Here is a 15,724-nt window from a genome sequence, read left to right on the forward strand (position 1 = left end):
GTGACAGCAAGCTCTCCGCCATCCGCTACAAGCAGTATCTGGATGAGGTCGGTCTGTTCGAGAGTGCTATCGTCATGAGTCCGCCCGACACGCGGGAGGGCCATACGGAAGTGGATGAGCGCAGGCAGCCGGAAATTCAGGACTGGTGGAAAAACAATGTCGGCAGCCAGAGCGAGGAGGATTACACACGCGGCGTTATTGAGCGCTTTGAGAAAGACCCGGACCTCAGGCTGATCATCGTGGTCGACAAGCTACTGACCGGTTTTGATGAACCGAAGAACGCGGTGCTCTATATCGACAAGCCTCTCAAGCAGCACAATCTGTTGCAGGCCATTGCGCGCGTGAACCGGTTGCATGACCAGAAGAAGCATGGGCTTCTGATTGATTATCGGGGCATTCTGGCTGAACTGGACACCACACTGACCCGATATGACGAGCTGGCGGCGGAGAATGTCGGCGGGTATGACCCGAAGGACATTGCCGGGCTGTATAGCCAGATGAGCACGGAATACCGGGAACTCCCCGCTTTGCACAAAGCGCTCTGGGCCATTTTTGAAGGCCTGAAGAACAGAAGTGACCTCCAGCAGCTTCGTGCTGTGCTGATGCCGCGCATGATGGAGGAACACGGCCAGATGGTGGACGTGAACCTCAAGCGCCGGGATGATTTCTATGAAGCCCTGACAAAGTTTGCCGCCTGTCTGAAAGTGGCGTTGCAATCCGTGGCGTTCTTTGAAGACACCAGCTTCACGGAAAAAGATCGCGCCACCTACAAGGAGACCCTGAAGCAGATGACCAGCCTGCGCCAGATGGTCATGCAGGATACCGGTGAAACCGTGGACTTCGACCAGTATGCCGAGCAAGTGAAAAAGCTGCTGGACCGGCATGTAGCGGGCGTGAAGGTCCATGAGTCCCAGGGCCTGTATGCGGTCGGCAAGATGGGTCAGAAGCCGGAAGACAACGAGCCCGAAAACTGGAGCGAAGAGAAAACCCGCAACGAGACGGATCTGATCCGCACCCGTGTGACGAAAATGATCGATCACGAGATGCAGGACGATCCCTATGCCAAGGAAGCGTTCTCGGCCCTGCTGCGCAAGGTGATCGCAGAAGCGGAAAACCTGTTCGACCATCCGCTCAAGCAGTTCATGCTGTTTCAGGAGTTTGAGGAACAGGTGGCCAACCGCAAGCTGGAAAACATTCCGTCCGTATTTGACGGCCATCGTCATGCGCAGGCCTATTATGGCGTGTTTCTAAAAACACTCGCGGCCATCTTCAATCATAAGCAGACGGATGAGGAAAACCAGCGCTGGATTGATCTGGCGTTCCAGATTGACACCGTTGTGGACAAGGCTGTGCGGGAGAACTCGCTCAGCCGACCGGATATGGAAAAAGCAGTCAGGAAGGAACTGCTTCCGCTCCTGTTCAGCACTGGCCAGAAAGCGGGCTTTGGCGTGGACAAGGCGCAGGAGATCATTGAGCAGGTCATCCAGATCATGCGGGCTGGGCCTGCTGATACCCAACGCGGCTGAGCATGGAAGAAACTCCCACTCGCCTCCTGACCTATGGGGGGGAACGAATCCGCGTGAACCTGATCCCGCGTCCCCGCCCCGGCACGACGCTGCGCATCAAGGTGCATCCGGACCTGACTGTGCAGGTGGTTGTTCCCGAAGGCACCTCAGATGTTGATCTGGAGAAGGCGCTCCACCAGAAAACACGCTGGATCTGGCAGAAACTGCGGGATTTTCGGGCGGTGCAGGAACATGCCACGCCGCGCGCCTATGTCAGCGGGGAAAGCCATTTCTATCTGGGGCGGCGGCATCTGCTGAAAGTGCATCATCAGCCTGATACACCCGAGACCGTGCGGATGTTGCGGGGACGACTGGAGGTGTCTGTGCAGGAGCGCCATGCCCTGCGCATTCAGAAGCTGCTGGAACTGTGGTATTTTACGCGGGCACAGGAAGTGTTTCGGACACGTCTGGACGCTCTCCTCCCCACAACACTGTGGGTGACAACGCCCCCCGTTCTGAAACTTCAGATGATGCAGACTCAGTGGGGCAACTGCTCACCTGGGGGCACCATCACGCTGAACCCACATCTGATCAAAGCCCCACGGGACTGCATCGATTATGTGATCTTGCATGAACTCTGTCATTTGCAGGAGCACAATCACGGTTCAGCGTTCTGGGCGCTGCTGGAACGCGTGATGCCGGACTGGCAGCGTCATAAGGCGCGGCTGGATGACATGGCGGAACTGATGTTGCGACAATAGTGTTCTTGGACCGCCATGGGGGGCAAGCGGAAGGTCCGATGCCGAGCACAATTACATGGCGAGGGTCATTCATGCAACACAGGGTTTCTACGGTTAGTGCTTGATAATCCCCTCTGAAAGTAAGGGTGTTCAAAAGTAGAATTTTCTCGTCAAGATGAACGAGGAGATTCCGAATGAAGACAAGTCGATATACTGCGGCGCAGATCTTTGGGATTCTGCGTGAGGCCGAAGGCGGGATGCCTGTGGCCGAGTTATGCCGGGCGCACGGTATAAGCAGCGCGTCGTTTTACAAATAGCGTGTGAAATATGGTGGGATGGATGCCTCGCTGATCAGCCAGATGAAGGCCATGGAAGATGAGAACCGTCGGCTGAAGCGGATGTATGCAGACCTCAGCATGCAGGCCGACCTGCTCAAGTAGGCTCTTGGAAAAAAATGACGTGACCATCTCAACGTCGCGAGATGGCCGGGAACGCGGTGGCGCGACACGAGGTCGACTTTTCCCTGCCCGCCAAACGCGTGATCCGGAGCCTCGACCGAATCATCGAATGGCGTGGGAAGCCAGGCGCAATAAGGGTCGACAACGGCCCTGAGTATATCAGCGGGAAACTCCTGGAATGGGCTGCGAAACAAGGGGTTATCCTAAAGCATATCCAACCGGGACAGCCGCAGCAGAACTCCTATATCGAGCGCTACAATCGTACAGTCAGGCACGAATGGCTGGACCAATATATCATTGAAGCCATTGAGGAGGCGCAGGACTTCGCCACGCAATGGCTCTGGACTTACAACAACGACCGTCCAAATATAGGCATCGGCGGCATCACTCCCGCCATGAAACTGAAAATGATCGAGTAAATTCTACGGATGCACCCCGTTAAAAATGGGGGGATTACCCCGCGCCGCTGGGTGGTTGAACGGACATTCGCCTGGCTGAGACGGTGCAGGCGGCTCGCCAAAGATTGGGAACAATCCATTGCTTCCTCAACCGCGTGGACCTTGATCGCCTCAATCCGCATGCTCACACGACGGACAGCAAGGTATTGTCAGGGTTGAAAAACTTTCGGATCGGGCTCTTAAAGTAGTATATCACGGATTTGTAAGGGATAGAGAAATCTATCCCTTTTTTATTTTATGACTCCGTTATCTCTCAATATGCTTTCCATATATCTGTATAACTGTTTCAACTCTTCCGAATATAATCCATTCAAATAGGATTTGTTTATGATCCCCGAGAAAGCAGTGCAAGCCTTAGAAGCATACATAACAGCCTCCCATATCTCTCCTTTATTTGCAGGTCGAAATAAAAGAGTAGTACCTTCTTGAGTTTTTTGAACATGCTGACAAAGAGAATTTATCGATACGTGGCAATATGTGTTGCTTATAAGCAAATAATCTCGATAGATGGATATTGAATTTTGTTCGGTAGATGTTTCATTGTATACAGCAGTTATTGAGGCAGTTTTCGACTTACTTTCGTAACCAAAATAAGTTTTCTCATCGCTCATTTGTTCTCGAAGTCGTACCTCTGATTCTTTTGTTATCTCATGATAATCTGAGTATTCAGGCGCATTGGAAATTGCGGTATGCATTTTTAATTTGAAGCCATATTCATCGCCATGTAGTATTTCATGTAATTTTTTTTCATTCTTTACGTGCAATGCTAAAAATAAGTATGATTCCTGCATCATTCTTATTATAGAGAATATTTCTGCTCTATATCCAACGTTAAGCAATGATATTATTGCTTGCAAAGACTGAATTACTCGAAACATAAGCGCATGAGCAACAATGTTCTTAGCTATTGCCGTGTTTGGAAATTTTGTAGACATTTCCATCATCATGGTATTTATGTCTCGCAAGAATTCGAAAGCATGTGCATTTTCGTCTTGAATTTTGTTATTTTGATTATGTTCTTTTGACAGGAAACCTTCCTGCCTAAATGTACTTTCTTTATCCATCATATGACACTCCCAAGTTTTTATATTTCAAACACTCCATGACATCGCGTAGGTTTTCAACATCAATCCCTGATGTGTAGTTTAGGGTTCCCATGGATTTATGGCTTGCCTCATGACCAAGGAGGGCATCAATCCATATCTCGCGGATATCTGCTTTTACGTTTCGCAGTTTTGTAGAAACGGTATGGCAGAAACCATGGAAGGTAACAGCCAGAGGCAAACCGTAAGCATCCGGCGAGGACCACGGGCCTGAATCAGGCGACCTGTGTATGATTGGCGTGACGGGTATTTTTCCAGTTCCAGGGAAGGAGTTCGTGCAGGCGTGAGACGGGCTGGTCGTTGTGCGACTTCTCTGGCCGGGCATTCAGGCAGTGCTGTGACTTCGATGTGAACGCCGCATCGAAAAGGATCGTGTGAGCAAACGCCTCAAAACGCTCTCTGCACGACAACCGAAGTTCAGTCGCAGCGTGAACGAATGACCGCTTCCAGGATTTAGAAGGGCCGCATCGAACGGCTGGAGCGAGGGCGACTGACGCCTGTCAGCTCCTGTTCATGATGCCTTCCTATTAAAATGCGTTGTTCGCCGATCGTGCTTTGAATGGAGGATTTCGCCAGAATTAATCATTCGCCCGCGCACATCTGTCTAACAACTACGCGTCTCATTATCGACTGATTGCCGTGTGTCCACCCGCAGACTCGAAAAGAGGAGATACTGACCTTTCCTTTTAACCACGGAAACAACACAGATCGTACATCGCACTAGGTCATGTTGACAAAAGACCTAATCCAGAGCCTTGCTGCGGCGATATTGAGGAAACTCATGAAGGACAAGGCAGTCTTGTCGTAGCGGGTTGCGATGCGGCGCATCTGCTTGAGTTTGTTGAACATGCGCTCGATGCGGTTACGGTCCCTGTAACGCCGCCAGTCAGTGTTTTGTGGAGTGCTGCGGCCTTTGCGTGATGGAATGACCGGCAGTATCCCATGCATCAGCAGATCCTGGCGGAAACTGTCACTGTCATAGCCCCGGTCGGCCAGCATGGCTTTGGGGCTCGGGACAGGCAGCGTCATCAGGGCGTCTGTGGCTTTGTAATCCGAGACCTGGCCTCCGGTAAGGACAAAGCCGAGAGGGCGTCCCTGAGTGTCACATCGGGCATGGATTTTGCTCGTAAAGCCGCCGCGTGATCGACCAAAAGCCTCCGAATGAGCCCCCCTTTTGCCCCAGTGGCCTGGGAATGGGCACGAACCACGGTACTGTCGATCATATGCTGCCAGTTATCCGTCAGGCCAAGGTCTACCAGGGTTTGCAGCAGGGCATCCCACACGCCCTGTTCAGCCCAACGGCGAAACCGGACATAAACCGAGTTCCACTTGCCGTAGCGCTCATGCATGTCCCGCCACGGACAACCCGTTCGCAAAACATGCAGCATACCATTGAGAAACCGGCGGTTGTCTCCCGCTGGACGGGCCCACCGTCCACGTTCAGGAGGCAAAAGCGGACCAATCATCGCCCATTCCCGATCCGTCAGATCCCCTCGTGCCATGCCTGTTCTCTCTGCTTGCTGTCCTACAGATACAAAGTGAATCAGATCTCAGGCAGACCGTATAGGCCTTTTGTCAACGTGACCTACACTAGAAAAAATGCCGCGTTGTATAGTTGTATACTTGGACCCATCCACATTGACTATTGGCTTCCGCCATATTTTTAGTGATGAACAAGCCATTCGATAGATGTGGGGTTTATGCTGACGAGAGGATCTGAGTGGCGGCGATGGGAGCCACACATTCATACGCCGGGGACGGTCCTCAACAACCAGTTCGGTGGGGTTGGGGCTTGGGAGACCTACCTGTCGAACATCGAATCGTGCTCACCCACAATCGAGGCGGTAGGCGTCACCGACTATTATTTGACTGAGACCTACGAGCAGGTTTGGCTGCATAAGGATGCGGGCCGGCTTCCGAACGTTTCACTGATTTTCCCTAATATCGAACTGCGGCTGAGCGTCGCGGCGAAGACCGGTTTCGTGAATATGCATCTTCTGGTCAGCCCGGAAGATCCGAACCATATGGTCGAGGTCCGTTTACTGCTGACCCGCCTTCAGTTCTCGGCATTCGGCGATGTGTTCGATTGCACCCGTGAGGGGTTGATCAGGCTCGGCCGAAGAGTAGACGCCACGGCCACCGATGATCGCGCGGCGCTCGCAGTTGGCGCGACACAGTTCAAAGTCGATTTCGACCAGTTGCGCAGAGTGTACGAGTCGAGTGAATGGGCGCAGTCCAACGTACTGATCGCAGTGGCAGGCGCAGAGGGGGACGGCACCTGGGGGTGCGTCAGGCCGCCGATGCCACCATTCGGCAGGAAATCGAGAAATTTGCGCATATCATCTTCGCGAGCAGCGTTGCACAGCGCGAATTCTGGACCGGCCAACGCGGCGTTACCGTCGAAGAGCTGACGCGGCGATATAATGGCTGCAAGCCGTGCCTGCACGGTAGCGACGCACATGATAATGCGACCGTCGGACAGCCGGTTCAGGACCGCTTTACATGGATCAAAGGCGCGGTGACGTTCGATGCCTTGCGCCAGGCCTATATCGATCCCGCTGAATGCGGGACTGGTAGCGATCATCGGCGCGCGCGGATCGGGTAAGACCGCCCTTGCTGCCATGATCGCCGCAGGGTGTGATTCCGTGTCGTCTGCGGTCTGGGAGGATGAGGACGGCGTCAGCCCTTCATTCCTCTCGCGCGCGAAGCCGCTGGTCGGAGAGGGCCGGGTCAAGCTGACGCGGGCTGCCGGCGCAGTGGTGTCGCGGCATCTCGACGGTCGCGACGCGAACAATCCATTCTCCTATCCGAGCGCGCGGTATCTGTCGCAGCAATTCGTTGAGGATTTGTGCTCGGCCGCTGGCGCGTCCGAAGGCCTGCTTCACGAAATCGAGCGCGTGATTTTCGAGGCGCACCCGGTCGAAGGGCGAGAGGGTGCTCTCGACTTCGAAACCCTGCGCGGACATCGCACTCACCGATTCCAATTAGCGCGCGAGCGAGAAGTCGAGGCGATCGGGGCGACCTCCAACCGCATCGCCGATGAACTTGAGAAGGAGGCGTTGGTTCAATCCTTTGAAGCCCAGATCAAGCAGAGGGAGAATCTGATCGCGGGCTACAACGCCGACCTCGCCAAGTTGGTCGTGAAGGGGACGGAGCAGCAGGCCAAGCGCCATGCCGCGCTAAACACTGCCCTGCAGGGGCGACTTACGGCGTCGCAGGCCTATGCCGCGCAACGTCGTACCTTCGTCGCGATGCAAGATGAGGTCCGGCGCACCAAGGCGACCAAAGCGCCGGAGATTCTGCGCGAGGTTCAGTCGCGCCATCAAAATTCCGGGCTCTCGACGACGCAGTGGGACGAGTCCCTTCTCGTCTTCCAAGGCGATGTCGATGCTTCGCTGTTGCGATATCTGGCCCGGGTCGATGGGGAGATCGCCAAGATCGAGGGCGTGCCGCCAGCGCCGCCCCCGCCAGGTGTCCCCATGGCCCCACTGATAATGGACGGTGCGGATCTGACCGCGCAAACGGTCGCGATCCTGCGCGCCGAGATGAGCCGGCTTGAAGGGTTGATCAGCGCGGACACCGTGGTGCGAAGCCAATATGCGGCCCTATCGAAGCGGATCGCGTCGGAAAACGGTGCGCTCGCGGCGCTGCGCAAGGCGCTCGAAGATGCGAACGGGGCCGCAGAACGGCGGAAGGCACTGCAGGTCGAGCGCGAGGACGCCTATGAGCGCCTGTTCAGCGCGGTGATCAGCGAGCAGCAGGCGCTTGTGGGCCTGTACCCGCAAGGTGCAGCTGAAGGTGGCCAAAACGATGAGCTTGAGCCGAGCCGTTTCCCGCTAGTCTGCTTATTTCGACGTTATCGAACCACGCCCCTCCTTGAACGCCCCGTTTGGGACTTTCCAAACGTTTCAACTCGCTAACGGCTGGATGGAAGTTAGATCTGCGGCCACTGCCCCGCCGCCGAGCAACAGGCCGCGAGCTGTAAGCTCCGGCCCAAAGCTTCCCTCAGTGATGGGCCGGCATTGCGGCCCCTCTCGGATGATTCTTTATCGTAGGAGGCTCTGTCTGAGCCGATTTCGGTATCGCAACAAAAGATGGAACGCTAGGCATCGCCGACGCCGGCGAGCTGGCACCCGTCTTACTTGTCGCGCAGGCCGGCACCGGGACCGCCGTGACGTGGTCGTAGGTGTGGTTCGTGAGCCACAGTGCACCGAGGCCAATGAGGATTACGACGCACAGTCCAATCCGATGCCACCAAATACGGCGACCGAGCGATCCGAACGTCTTCACGAAATCGTCGCTGACGGCCGGGAAGTCATTCTTGAGTTTCTCCTTCTGGCGATCGACCTCACTCTTGATGACGTTAAGCGTGAGCAACTGGTTTATGATCGCTACAGTCAGCAGGATGACGAAGATCCAAGCGCCAACTAGCACCGCATAGTTGACCCACGGCTCAACGCCGCATGCGGTCGGTGCCTTCATCTGCGAGGCGACCACCACCGTCGCAATGGGGATGCCGAGTAACTGGCCCTGCACATCGACGATCGTTTTGTGAATCTTCTGGGCAAAGTCGATGCGAGCATCCTCGATCTCGCTGCGGATCTTCGAGTAAGAGAAGTTTGATGCGAAGAGCCGGTAGCCTTTCCGCACCGCGTCGCCAAGTTCGTCGAGGTTTCGCAGGATAAACTGGAACCGGGTCGTCGCTTGCTGGCCAGAGCAGAGGTCGACAAGCGCCTCGAACAGGATTTCGAGCTTCTGGTCGCGATGAAGCTCATCGGCCATCTGGGTCAAAAGGCGATCTGCAGCCGCGACGTCGAGCTTCGCAAGATCGTCGGCCATGTAGCGAACGGGCACGACGATTTTCTCGTCCTTCACGAGCACGAGTTCGGCCTTGGTTTCGTCCTGAAAGGTTGCGGTTTCAGAGAGGAGCGCAACCAGTTCGAGCACCTTTCGATAGAGGACAATGATATCCGGCGCGGCGGCATCGGAGGAGGCATAGGGTGGATCGACTAGATAGTAGTTCGCCGGCTCCTTCATCTTCGCAGCTGGCGGCGCTAGAAGCTTGTTGACGTTCTTGGCGAGCACGCCTAGTCCCACGCGCGGTGAACCGATGCGGATGTGGACGACCGAGCCGACGGCGACATTGCCAATCTCGTCCAAGAGCGCCACGTCGGCGTCCTTAGCAGCGTCCTCATCAGTCTCGAGGCGCGTAAGCAGCGCCACTAGGTCCTCAGAGGCGACCGTCAGCCTAGAGGGCTCGTCGCCGTCCCCGAACTCGGTGTTGCGGTAGACGGAGAGGAGTTCGTCGAACCTAATCCTCGGCATGGACTTCGTATTCCGCACGCAGTTCCTCGGCGAATTCGGCGGGAACCTGCGTGATCGTCAAAGTGCGGTCCTTAGGATCAAAAACAACTTCGCCCTTCGCGATAGCAGCCCGATCGATTTCGATCGACCAGAGAGGCGTACGCGCACGGAACTTCACAAGCGTGCCAAGAATCCGGCGGTTCGGCGTAAAACCGTCGCTCAGGCCACGGTCGGGGTCGCCTAGGAATTCCGCCAGAAGTTCCGGTTCGCTGGGGACAAGCACGTTTGCGAGACTTTGGAAGTCGACCTGCCCGCCGCTCCGGGCTGTCTCGTCGAGCGTCGCTCGCGCCCGAGCGAGGAAGTTATCGCGCTTGGCAACCTCCATCCCTTGGTCATCAGCATAGTTCCTCAGTGCGGTGACGAGTTCATCCGTGCTTTGCTTTGCCGTCGTCGAGGAGACGCAGGCGAGGAACTCTTTGAAGTATTCCGCGACGTCGCCTCGTCCGCGCAGGAAGCCGATGTAGCGATCCTCACCCGCGCGCCACGATGTCATGTCGACGCGACCGGCGAATCGGAACCCTTCGAGGTCAAGATGGCGCACGTCCTGTACCGAGAACGCGTTAGTCAGCATCGCGCCCAGCTTCTCGTTGACGATCGCGATCAGCATGAACTCGCGGCCGTCGCGCTCAAAGTGGGCGAAGAAAACATGGCCAGCGCCCGCGTTGGGCACGCTGCGCGCCTTCGCGAGCAACGTGGTCATCATTTGACTCGTGAACGTGTTGAAGTCCCCGAAGTCGTCGGCATGGAAATAGGCGTCGAAGTATTCAGAGGTGGGGTAGTTGTCAGTGTCGTCCGAGAAGCAGCCATGCGCCTTTGACGAGCGACGAGTATATATGTCGTTGAGTCCGTCTACAACGCGACATGTTGTCTCGTTCACCTGCATGAATTCCGGTCCCAAAACGATTTCAAGTCCATTGAGACTCTTGCGAATGTCGTGAATGCCTACGCGCCTTATAGTGTTAGTCATACTTGCTCCTGTTCTTTCCCCCAGCGTTCACCTTCACAGGAGCAGCAGATTCGGAGAATCCCCTTCACATCCATTGTCGAGCACATAGCGCAAGCCCACTCTGCGGTCTCCGCCAGTAAGAAAGGGGCAGGGTTGAGCTAAGCTATGAACATGCAATCCTCGGTCGCTTCGTAGCTCTCATAGCCATAAAACATAAAGAGAACAATCACCAGTCCCGAGGGGGTTGCCTGCAGCGGGATCCGCCGGACCCGGCGCTGAACGCGTCGTTGATGAGCATATCATTCCGAAGCTTGATCGGTACCTAGGATGGGTTCCCGATGATGGCCGCCAGCATTACCGACACCTCACAGCTAGCCCGATAGAGAACGATGTCCGCTATGCGAAAAGTGATGAAACAACCTGAATGTCTTCCATGAGGCGACTGCCGCCTACCTGCTAAGCAATTGGCCATTGCCGGGCACGAGATTTTCGCGTCAAAACTGTGTTAGTTCTCCCCGGCTTTCTCGCATCCATTTAGCATCCTCACTTGAGGTGCGATGAAATTGGTGTTTGAAACCCTGGCTGCACCAATCCGCAAAATTATGGCTCTGCGTCCGTTATACCGTCTGGATTACGCCGAAACGGCTGCAGCCGGTCCGTTAGATAGAGACGGTGCATCTGTCGCAATTCGTCAGGCGCGCCAGATGTCGTGGGGGCGTCCTTCGCCAGCATGCTGCGCAGCACTTTCATAATGTTTAGAACGACGGCCGCGATATCTTTCGCCAACGCCTCATCCAGGCCTGGCGCACAGACACGAAGTGCCGCCGCAATCCCGGCTATCGCATGTCCGCGCGCACGTTCGCGGATCTCCATCTTGTCAGTCCGTGCTTCCATCAGCGCGGACAGGGATTTCACACGAGGATGAAGCGTGACAAGCAATTCGATCAGGACGTCCGCCAGAGCGTCTGGGGATAGCGTAGTAGCACGTTTGGCGAGTGCGGCATATTCGTCTTCCAGAACAGCGATGTGCCGTTGCACCAGAGCGTCAGCCACCGCCTCCTTGTTTGGAAAGAAACGATAGAGCGAGCCGACTTTTGCCCCGGCGCGCGCGGCGATCTCCGCCATGGTCGTCGCTTCGTACCCTCGTTCCGCCATGAGGCCGGACGCGGCCTCCAGTAATTCCTCAACGCGCTGACGCCCAGCCGCGCGCTGCGGTTGAAGAGATGTCCGTTTACCCCTTGACGAATTTGAGTCCATCCTCAAATAATGCTCCTGATTGAGTGCCTACTCAACTTACTAACGTTTCCGCGTGTTCCGGACAACGGTTCGGGATGACGGTCAAACGTCAACAGGGAAGGTCTTGCCATGATTTCACTCCCAGCCACCAAGACGGCTCTCGTCCTGATCGATCTCCAGAAGGGCATTACGGGGCTTCCCCTGGCTCCCACACCGGGTGCTTTGATTGTTGAGCGATCGAAAGAACTCGCAGCCCGCTTCCGGAGCGCCGGGGCTCCGGTCATTTTGGTTAATGTAGCGTTCGCGCCTGATTTTGCCGATGCCGTGCATGCGGTTGTCGATCGCTCCTTTTCACCGCCTGGCGGCTTCGCACCAGACTGGGCTGAACTGGTCGACGGGCTTGCCGAACCGACCGATCTGTGTGTCACGAAGCGGCAATGGGGTGCCTTCTACGGCACGGATCTCGATCTTCAGTTAAGACGACGCGGTATCTCGACCATTGTACTGGGCGGAATCGCGACCAATCTGGGCGTGGAATCTACCGCCAGGGCGGCTCATGAGCATGGATATAACGTCGTGCTCGCCACGGATGTCATGTCCACATTCACCGAAGAGATGCAGCGCTTTGCCTGCGAGGAGATTTTCCCCCGCCTTGGCCGCGTGACGACAAGCGACGCAATCGCACTGGACGCGTAAGCGCATGGTGGATGTCTGCGCGTCTCACGGTTCCCGGCGAGATAGTTCATGAACACCAGAACATCGTTGCCATCCCAGGGTTCGGATCAACTGCCTCCGGGCACCTGGAAAATCGTGAGCGTCGCGGCGGTCGGATCTTTCATGGCGCAACTGGACGCCACGATCGTCAATGTGTCGCTCCCCGATCTTGTCGCGACCCTGCACGCTCCGTTTTCACACATTCAATGGGTGGTTAGCGGTTATCTGCTGGCACTCGCCCTGACGTTGCCGCTGAATGGATGGCTCGTAAGTCGCCTCGGGGGGCGAGCGGTCTATTTATGGTGCTTCGGTGCCTTCACGCTGACATCAGGCCTGTGCGCACTAGCGTGGTCTGCGCCGTCCCTGATCGTATTCCGGCTGCTGCAAGGCATGGCGGGCGGACTGCTCGCCCCTATGGCGCAGATGACGGTAGCTCGTGTGGCGGGCCGACAGATGCCGAGGGTCGCGAGCGCAATGACGGCACCTGTTCTGCTCGCGCCGCTTCTTGGACCCGTCGTCGCCGGTGCCATTCTCTCCATTGCGTCCTGGCGATGGATCTTTCTTCTCAATGTTCCGGTCGGGCTTGCGGCTTTTGTCCTTGCCGTTCTGTTTCTTCCTGACGATCGGCATGACGAGCGCCCCCGTCCACTTGACCTGACAGGGCTAGGATTTCTCACGCCCGCTCTCGTCTCGTTTCTTTACGGCATGGATCATGTCGCCCGGCTTTATGGACAGGCGACCTTAAGCGCGTCCCTCGTACTGTTCGTCCTGTATGTCCGATCCGCGCGACGCAAGGGCGATGACGCGCTGATCGACCTGCGCCTGCTGCGTGCGCCTGCCTTTTCGGTATCGGCGATCATCATGTTTCTGGCAAACGGGGTGTCGTTCGCAGGTCAGATGCTGCTACCCGTATGGCTGATCCACGCCTGCGGTGTCTCGCCCGAGCGGACAGGCCTGTTCATGGCACCCCTGGGTGTTGGGATGATATGCGTCTATCCGCTCATTGGCCGTCTGAGCGAGCGGTTTGACGTGCGCGATCTGACCGGTTGCGGGGCTCTTATCTCGTTGGTCGGAACAGTGATTTTAGTGGTGCTTGCCTATAGCGGTCTGAACGTTGCCCTGCTGAGCATAGCATTGTTGCTGCGTGGCGGCGGCGGGGGTGCCGTCGGCATTCCGGCGATGAGCGCGGGATACGCTTCGATCGCCCGCGCGGATATTCCGATGGCGACAACTGCGCTGAACATCATGCAAAGGATTGGAGGACCGACATTGATCACAGCGTGCGCCACGTTCCTCGGGTGGCGGCTTGCGACAATCGCTCCATCCCATGTCGCATCGGAGGCTTATGCCGAAACATTTGGATTGCTTGCATTATTCCATGGCGCTCTGTTTCTCACTACGCGTTTCATCAAGTCTTCAGAGAGGAAACGTTAGTTCGGATCGAACTGAACCCGTCGTGCATGGATACTCGCCTGAGAAAATAAAAATGACCCAGGCAAGATTGGGCAGCATCATCCGCTTTAAGATCAGTTGGTTGTATTTCGGATTGTCCGAGATGTAGGCGAGAGCAGCCCCATTCAAGCCGTCCGTTCCGACAGTTAGTCTTCTGGGGACGCCATGCCAGCTTGTGTCATTCAGTCTGAGACAATCGCTGCAAGCTGAAGCGGGTTCATATAGTCGCGTATCCGAGTGACCTTCGCGTCACGCCTTTCGATGAACCAGACGTAGGACAAGCTCTTTGTGCTATCGTCGACAACGCGTTCATGATGGCCCGTTGCCTCAACAATCAGTTCGTTGCCAGCGCTACGGACGCGAATGTCGCTCAGCGCGCCGAACCGGATTATAGATGGCAGATGGGCCATATAGGCCGCAATGGCGTCCCGTCCGATCAGCTTACGCGGGGCGCCCTCGGGCGCGAACGGAAATTCATGGCATGCGTCGGCTGCGTAGATCGCCATCCAGCCCGCGATATCACCTGCGCGAAGTGCGTCTAGTGCATTTTCGAGCCAGTCTGGCAGTTCGGATGTTGGTGACATGGTGCTTCCTTGATATGATTTCCGGACCATGAGTCCAGATTTACATTATATATCGGACCACAAGTCCGAAAATCAAGTAGTTCGTCGCGGACGGCCGCCAACCGCCACGATCCGCATGCTTGAGGCCACCGATATCCTCTTTGCACAGGCTGATGGGCCTGAACGTGTGACCATGGATGCCATTGCGGCGGCATGCAGTGTCGGGAAGGGAACACTGTTCCGCGCGTTCGGTAGTCGCGCGGGATTGCTCGACGCTCTCTGGGCCACAAAGATCGAAGCTCTACGGGCAAGCGTGGAGAGTGGTGCGGCTCCTTTCCGGCAAGATACCTTACCGCAACAGCGTCTTGCAGCGTTTCTTGACCTGATCTTGACGTTCAAGCTCGACAACCGCCACCTGATCCGGGCGCTCGAATTCGGTCCGGGCATTCTGCAATCGCCGCATTATCGCTGGATGCTTGGGGTGACCGCGAGGTTCATCGAGGAAGGGACGGGCTCGCCGCCGGAGGGTGCGGCCCTTTATAACGCCCACGCTCTTCTGGCAGCCCTGCATATCGACCTAATTGAGGACATGCTCGCAAACGGACTGTCGCTGGACACGATCAGGGAAGCCCAGACCAAGCGCGCCTACATGGCAATGGGCATTACAGAATCTGACTACAAAACACTCGTACGCACTTGATCGATCATGTCTGCTTTCCAAAAACTTAAACGCCCCTGTTTATGACCGAAATGAGGCGAAAGCTGTCTGTCGGCTACAAGCCCGATGATCAGCTGTTCATTTGGACGCTACTGGATTTCTCCAGCTGGCTTTTTCTTCTGAACCGTACAGATCGTACATTACTGGCAGCGTCGAAATTATCAGATTATCGAGAAAGAGACTCGATCCCGCCTCATCATTGTTTCACGTTCTGGCTGATGCAGGAGTCAATTGACATATGTGAGATTTCTACTGACGACAGCGATTGAGCTATACCGTTTAGGTCGAGCTGTCGAGATCACATGGCCTGGATTAAATTCCTGTACCAGTGCCTCAACAGCCCCCTCGCCAGAAAGGCGGCAGACAGCTCAAGAGTGACAATTGTATCTGTCCTTTCCCAAAGACGAGCTGCCGCCTTAGAGCATAATCCTATTCCAATTGATCATTTTTTGATTTCTGATCTTTTA

At 55.9% G+C, this 15,724-nt stretch carries 12 protein-coding genes and 3 pseudogenes; 9 read left to right on the top strand and 6 right to left on the bottom strand.

The genetic code is table 11. The features are described from left to right. The 4 genes and pseudogenes from HK25_RS12605 to HK25_RS12620 form a co-directional block, all read left to right on the top strand. Positions 1 to 1,526, top strand: a 1,526-nt coding sequence (locus HK25_RS12605; protein ID WP_408736141.1) for a UvrB domain 3-containing protein, incomplete at its 5' end; no start/stop codon positions are given. Between the two features lie 2 nt (positions 1,527 to 1,528). Next, positions 1,529 to 2,266 (top strand): M48 family metallopeptidase, encoded by a 738-nt coding sequence (locus HK25_RS12610; protein ID WP_086636420.1) that lies wholly within the window; start codon positions 1,529 to 1,531, stop codon positions 2,264 to 2,266. Between the two features lie 173 nt (positions 2,267 to 2,439). Then, positions 2,440 to 3,122: pseudogene (locus HK25_RS12615) on the top strand (transposase). Positions 3,123 to 3,158: 36 nt separating this feature from the next. Beyond that, positions 3,159 to 3,320: pseudogene (locus HK25_RS12620) on the top strand (transposase); the annotation flags it as partial. Between the two features lie 71 nt (positions 3,321 to 3,391). On the opposite strand, the gene HK25_RS12625 reads toward HK25_RS12620, so the two are convergent. Both HK25_RS12625 and HK25_RS13480 read right to left on the bottom strand, forming a co-directional pair. Continuing rightward, positions 3,392 to 4,228 (bottom strand): DUF5677 domain-containing protein, encoded by an 837-nt coding sequence (locus HK25_RS12625; protein WP_086636421.1) that lies wholly within the window; start codon positions 4,226 to 4,228, stop codon positions 3,392 to 3,394. Positions 4,229 to 4,984: 756 nt separating this feature from the next. Beyond that, positions 4,985 to 5,739 (bottom strand): annotated as a pseudogene (locus HK25_RS13480) (IS5 family transposase); the annotation flags it as partial. Positions 5,740 to 5,964: 225 nt separating this feature from the next. On the opposite strand from HK25_RS13480, the gene HK25_RS13310 reads away from it, so the two are divergent. Together HK25_RS13310 and HK25_RS13315 are read left to right on the top strand one after the other, a co-directional pair. Beyond that, entirely contained in the window at positions 5,965 to 6,675 is a 711-nt protein-coding gene (locus HK25_RS13310; protein WP_198945997.1) for a hypothetical protein, read from the top strand. Between the two features lie 117 nt (positions 6,676 to 6,792). Continuing rightward, on the top strand, positions 6,793 to 8,184 hold the full coding sequence (locus HK25_RS13315; protein WP_198945998.1) for a hypothetical protein: 1,392 nt from the start codon (positions 6,793 to 6,795) through the stop codon (positions 8,182 to 8,184). Positions 8,185 to 8,269: 85 nt separating this feature from the next. Here HK25_RS13315 and HK25_RS12645 read toward each other — a convergent pair whose 3' ends face one another. The 3 genes from HK25_RS12645 to HK25_RS12655 all read right to left on the bottom strand — a co-directional run bounded on the left by HK25_RS12645 (position 8,270) and on the right by HK25_RS12655 (position 11,831). Then, positions 8,270 to 9,589, bottom strand: coding sequence for a hypothetical protein (locus HK25_RS12645; protein ID WP_086636422.1), 1,320 nt, complete (start codon positions 9,587 to 9,589; stop codon positions 8,270 to 8,272). Next, positions 9,576 to 10,595 (bottom strand): nucleoid-associated protein, encoded by a 1,020-nt coding sequence (locus HK25_RS12650; protein ID WP_086636423.1) that lies wholly within the window; start codon positions 10,593 to 10,595, stop codon positions 9,576 to 9,578. The genes HK25_RS12645 and HK25_RS12650 overlap by 14 nt, the downstream gene beginning before the upstream one ends. Positions 10,596 to 11,174: 579 nt before the next feature. Continuing rightward, positions 11,175 to 11,831 (bottom strand): TetR/AcrR family transcriptional regulator, encoded by a 657-nt coding sequence (locus tag HK25_RS12655; RefSeq protein ID WP_086636424.1) that lies wholly within the window; start codon positions 11,829 to 11,831, stop codon positions 11,175 to 11,177. A gap of 108 nt (positions 11,832 to 11,939) precedes the next feature. Between HK25_RS12655 and HK25_RS12660 the strand changes: the two genes are divergently transcribed. Further along, positions 11,940 to 12,506: a hydrolase gene (locus HK25_RS12660; RefSeq protein WP_086636425.1), complete on the top strand. Its 567-nt coding sequence runs from the start codon at positions 11,940 to 11,942 to the stop codon at positions 12,504 to 12,506. A gap of 48 nt (positions 12,507 to 12,554) precedes the next feature. After that, positions 12,555 to 13,958: a DHA2 family efflux MFS transporter permease subunit gene (locus HK25_RS12665; RefSeq protein ID WP_086636426.1), complete on the top strand. Its 1,404-nt coding sequence runs from the start codon at positions 12,555 to 12,557 to the stop codon at positions 13,956 to 13,958. A gap of 200 nt (positions 13,959 to 14,158) precedes the next feature. Here HK25_RS12665 and HK25_RS12670 read toward each other — a convergent pair whose 3' ends face one another. Continuing rightward, positions 14,159 to 14,560, bottom strand: coding sequence for a nuclear transport factor 2 family protein (locus tag HK25_RS12670; protein WP_062454540.1), 402 nt, complete (start codon positions 14,558 to 14,560; stop codon positions 14,159 to 14,161). 115 nt (positions 14,561 to 14,675) lie between these two features. Here HK25_RS12670 and HK25_RS12675 point away from each other — a divergent pair, with 115 nt between their 5' ends. Then, positions 14,676 to 15,239 (top strand): TetR/AcrR family transcriptional regulator, encoded by a 564-nt coding sequence (locus tag HK25_RS12675; protein WP_086636427.1) that lies wholly within the window; start codon positions 14,676 to 14,678, stop codon positions 15,237 to 15,239. The last annotated feature ends 485 nt before the right edge of the window (positions 15,240 to 15,724 follow it).

The sequence above is a fragment of the Acetobacter sp. DsW_059 genome (genome assembly GCF_002153695.1).
In the GTDB taxonomy this organism is placed as follows: domain Bacteria; phylum Pseudomonadota; class Alphaproteobacteria; order Acetobacterales; family Acetobacteraceae; genus Acetobacter; species Acetobacter thailandicus.

Coding starts and splice junctions, on each gene's coding strand:
- HK25_RS12610 (WP_086636420.1), top strand. CDS start 1,529: ATGGAAGAAACTCCCACTCGCCTCCTGACCTATGGGGGGGAACGAATC.
- HK25_RS12625 (WP_086636421.1), bottom strand. CDS start 4,228: ATGATGGATAAAGAAAGTACATTTAGGCAGGAAGGTTTCCTGTCAAAA.
- HK25_RS13310 (WP_198945997.1), top strand. CDS start 5,965: ATGCTGACGAGAGGATCTGAGTGGCGGCGATGGGAGCCACACATTCAT.
- HK25_RS13315 (WP_198945998.1), top strand. CDS start 6,793: ATGCCTTGCGCCAGGCCTATATCGATCCCGCTGAATGCGGGACTGGTA.
- HK25_RS12645 (WP_086636422.1), bottom strand. CDS start 9,589: ATGCCGAGGATTAGGTTCGACGAACTCCTCTCCGTCTACCGCAACACC.
- HK25_RS12650 (WP_086636423.1), bottom strand. CDS start 10,595: ATGACTAACACTATAAGGCGCGTAGGCATTCACGACATTCGCAAGAGT.
- HK25_RS12655 (WP_086636424.1), bottom strand. CDS start 11,831: ATGGACTCAAATTCGTCAAGGGGTAAACGGACATCTCTTCAACCGCAG.
- HK25_RS12660 (WP_086636425.1), top strand. CDS start 11,940: ATGATTTCACTCCCAGCCACCAAGACGGCTCTCGTCCTGATCGATCTC.
- HK25_RS12665 (WP_086636426.1), top strand. CDS start 12,555: ATGAACACCAGAACATCGTTGCCATCCCAGGGTTCGGATCAACTGCCT.
- HK25_RS12670 (WP_062454540.1), bottom strand. CDS start 14,560: ATGTCACCAACATCCGAACTGCCAGACTGGCTCGAAAATGCACTAGAC.
- HK25_RS12675 (WP_086636427.1), top strand. CDS start 14,676: ATGCTTGAGGCCACCGATATCCTCTTTGCACAGGCTGATGGGCCTGAA.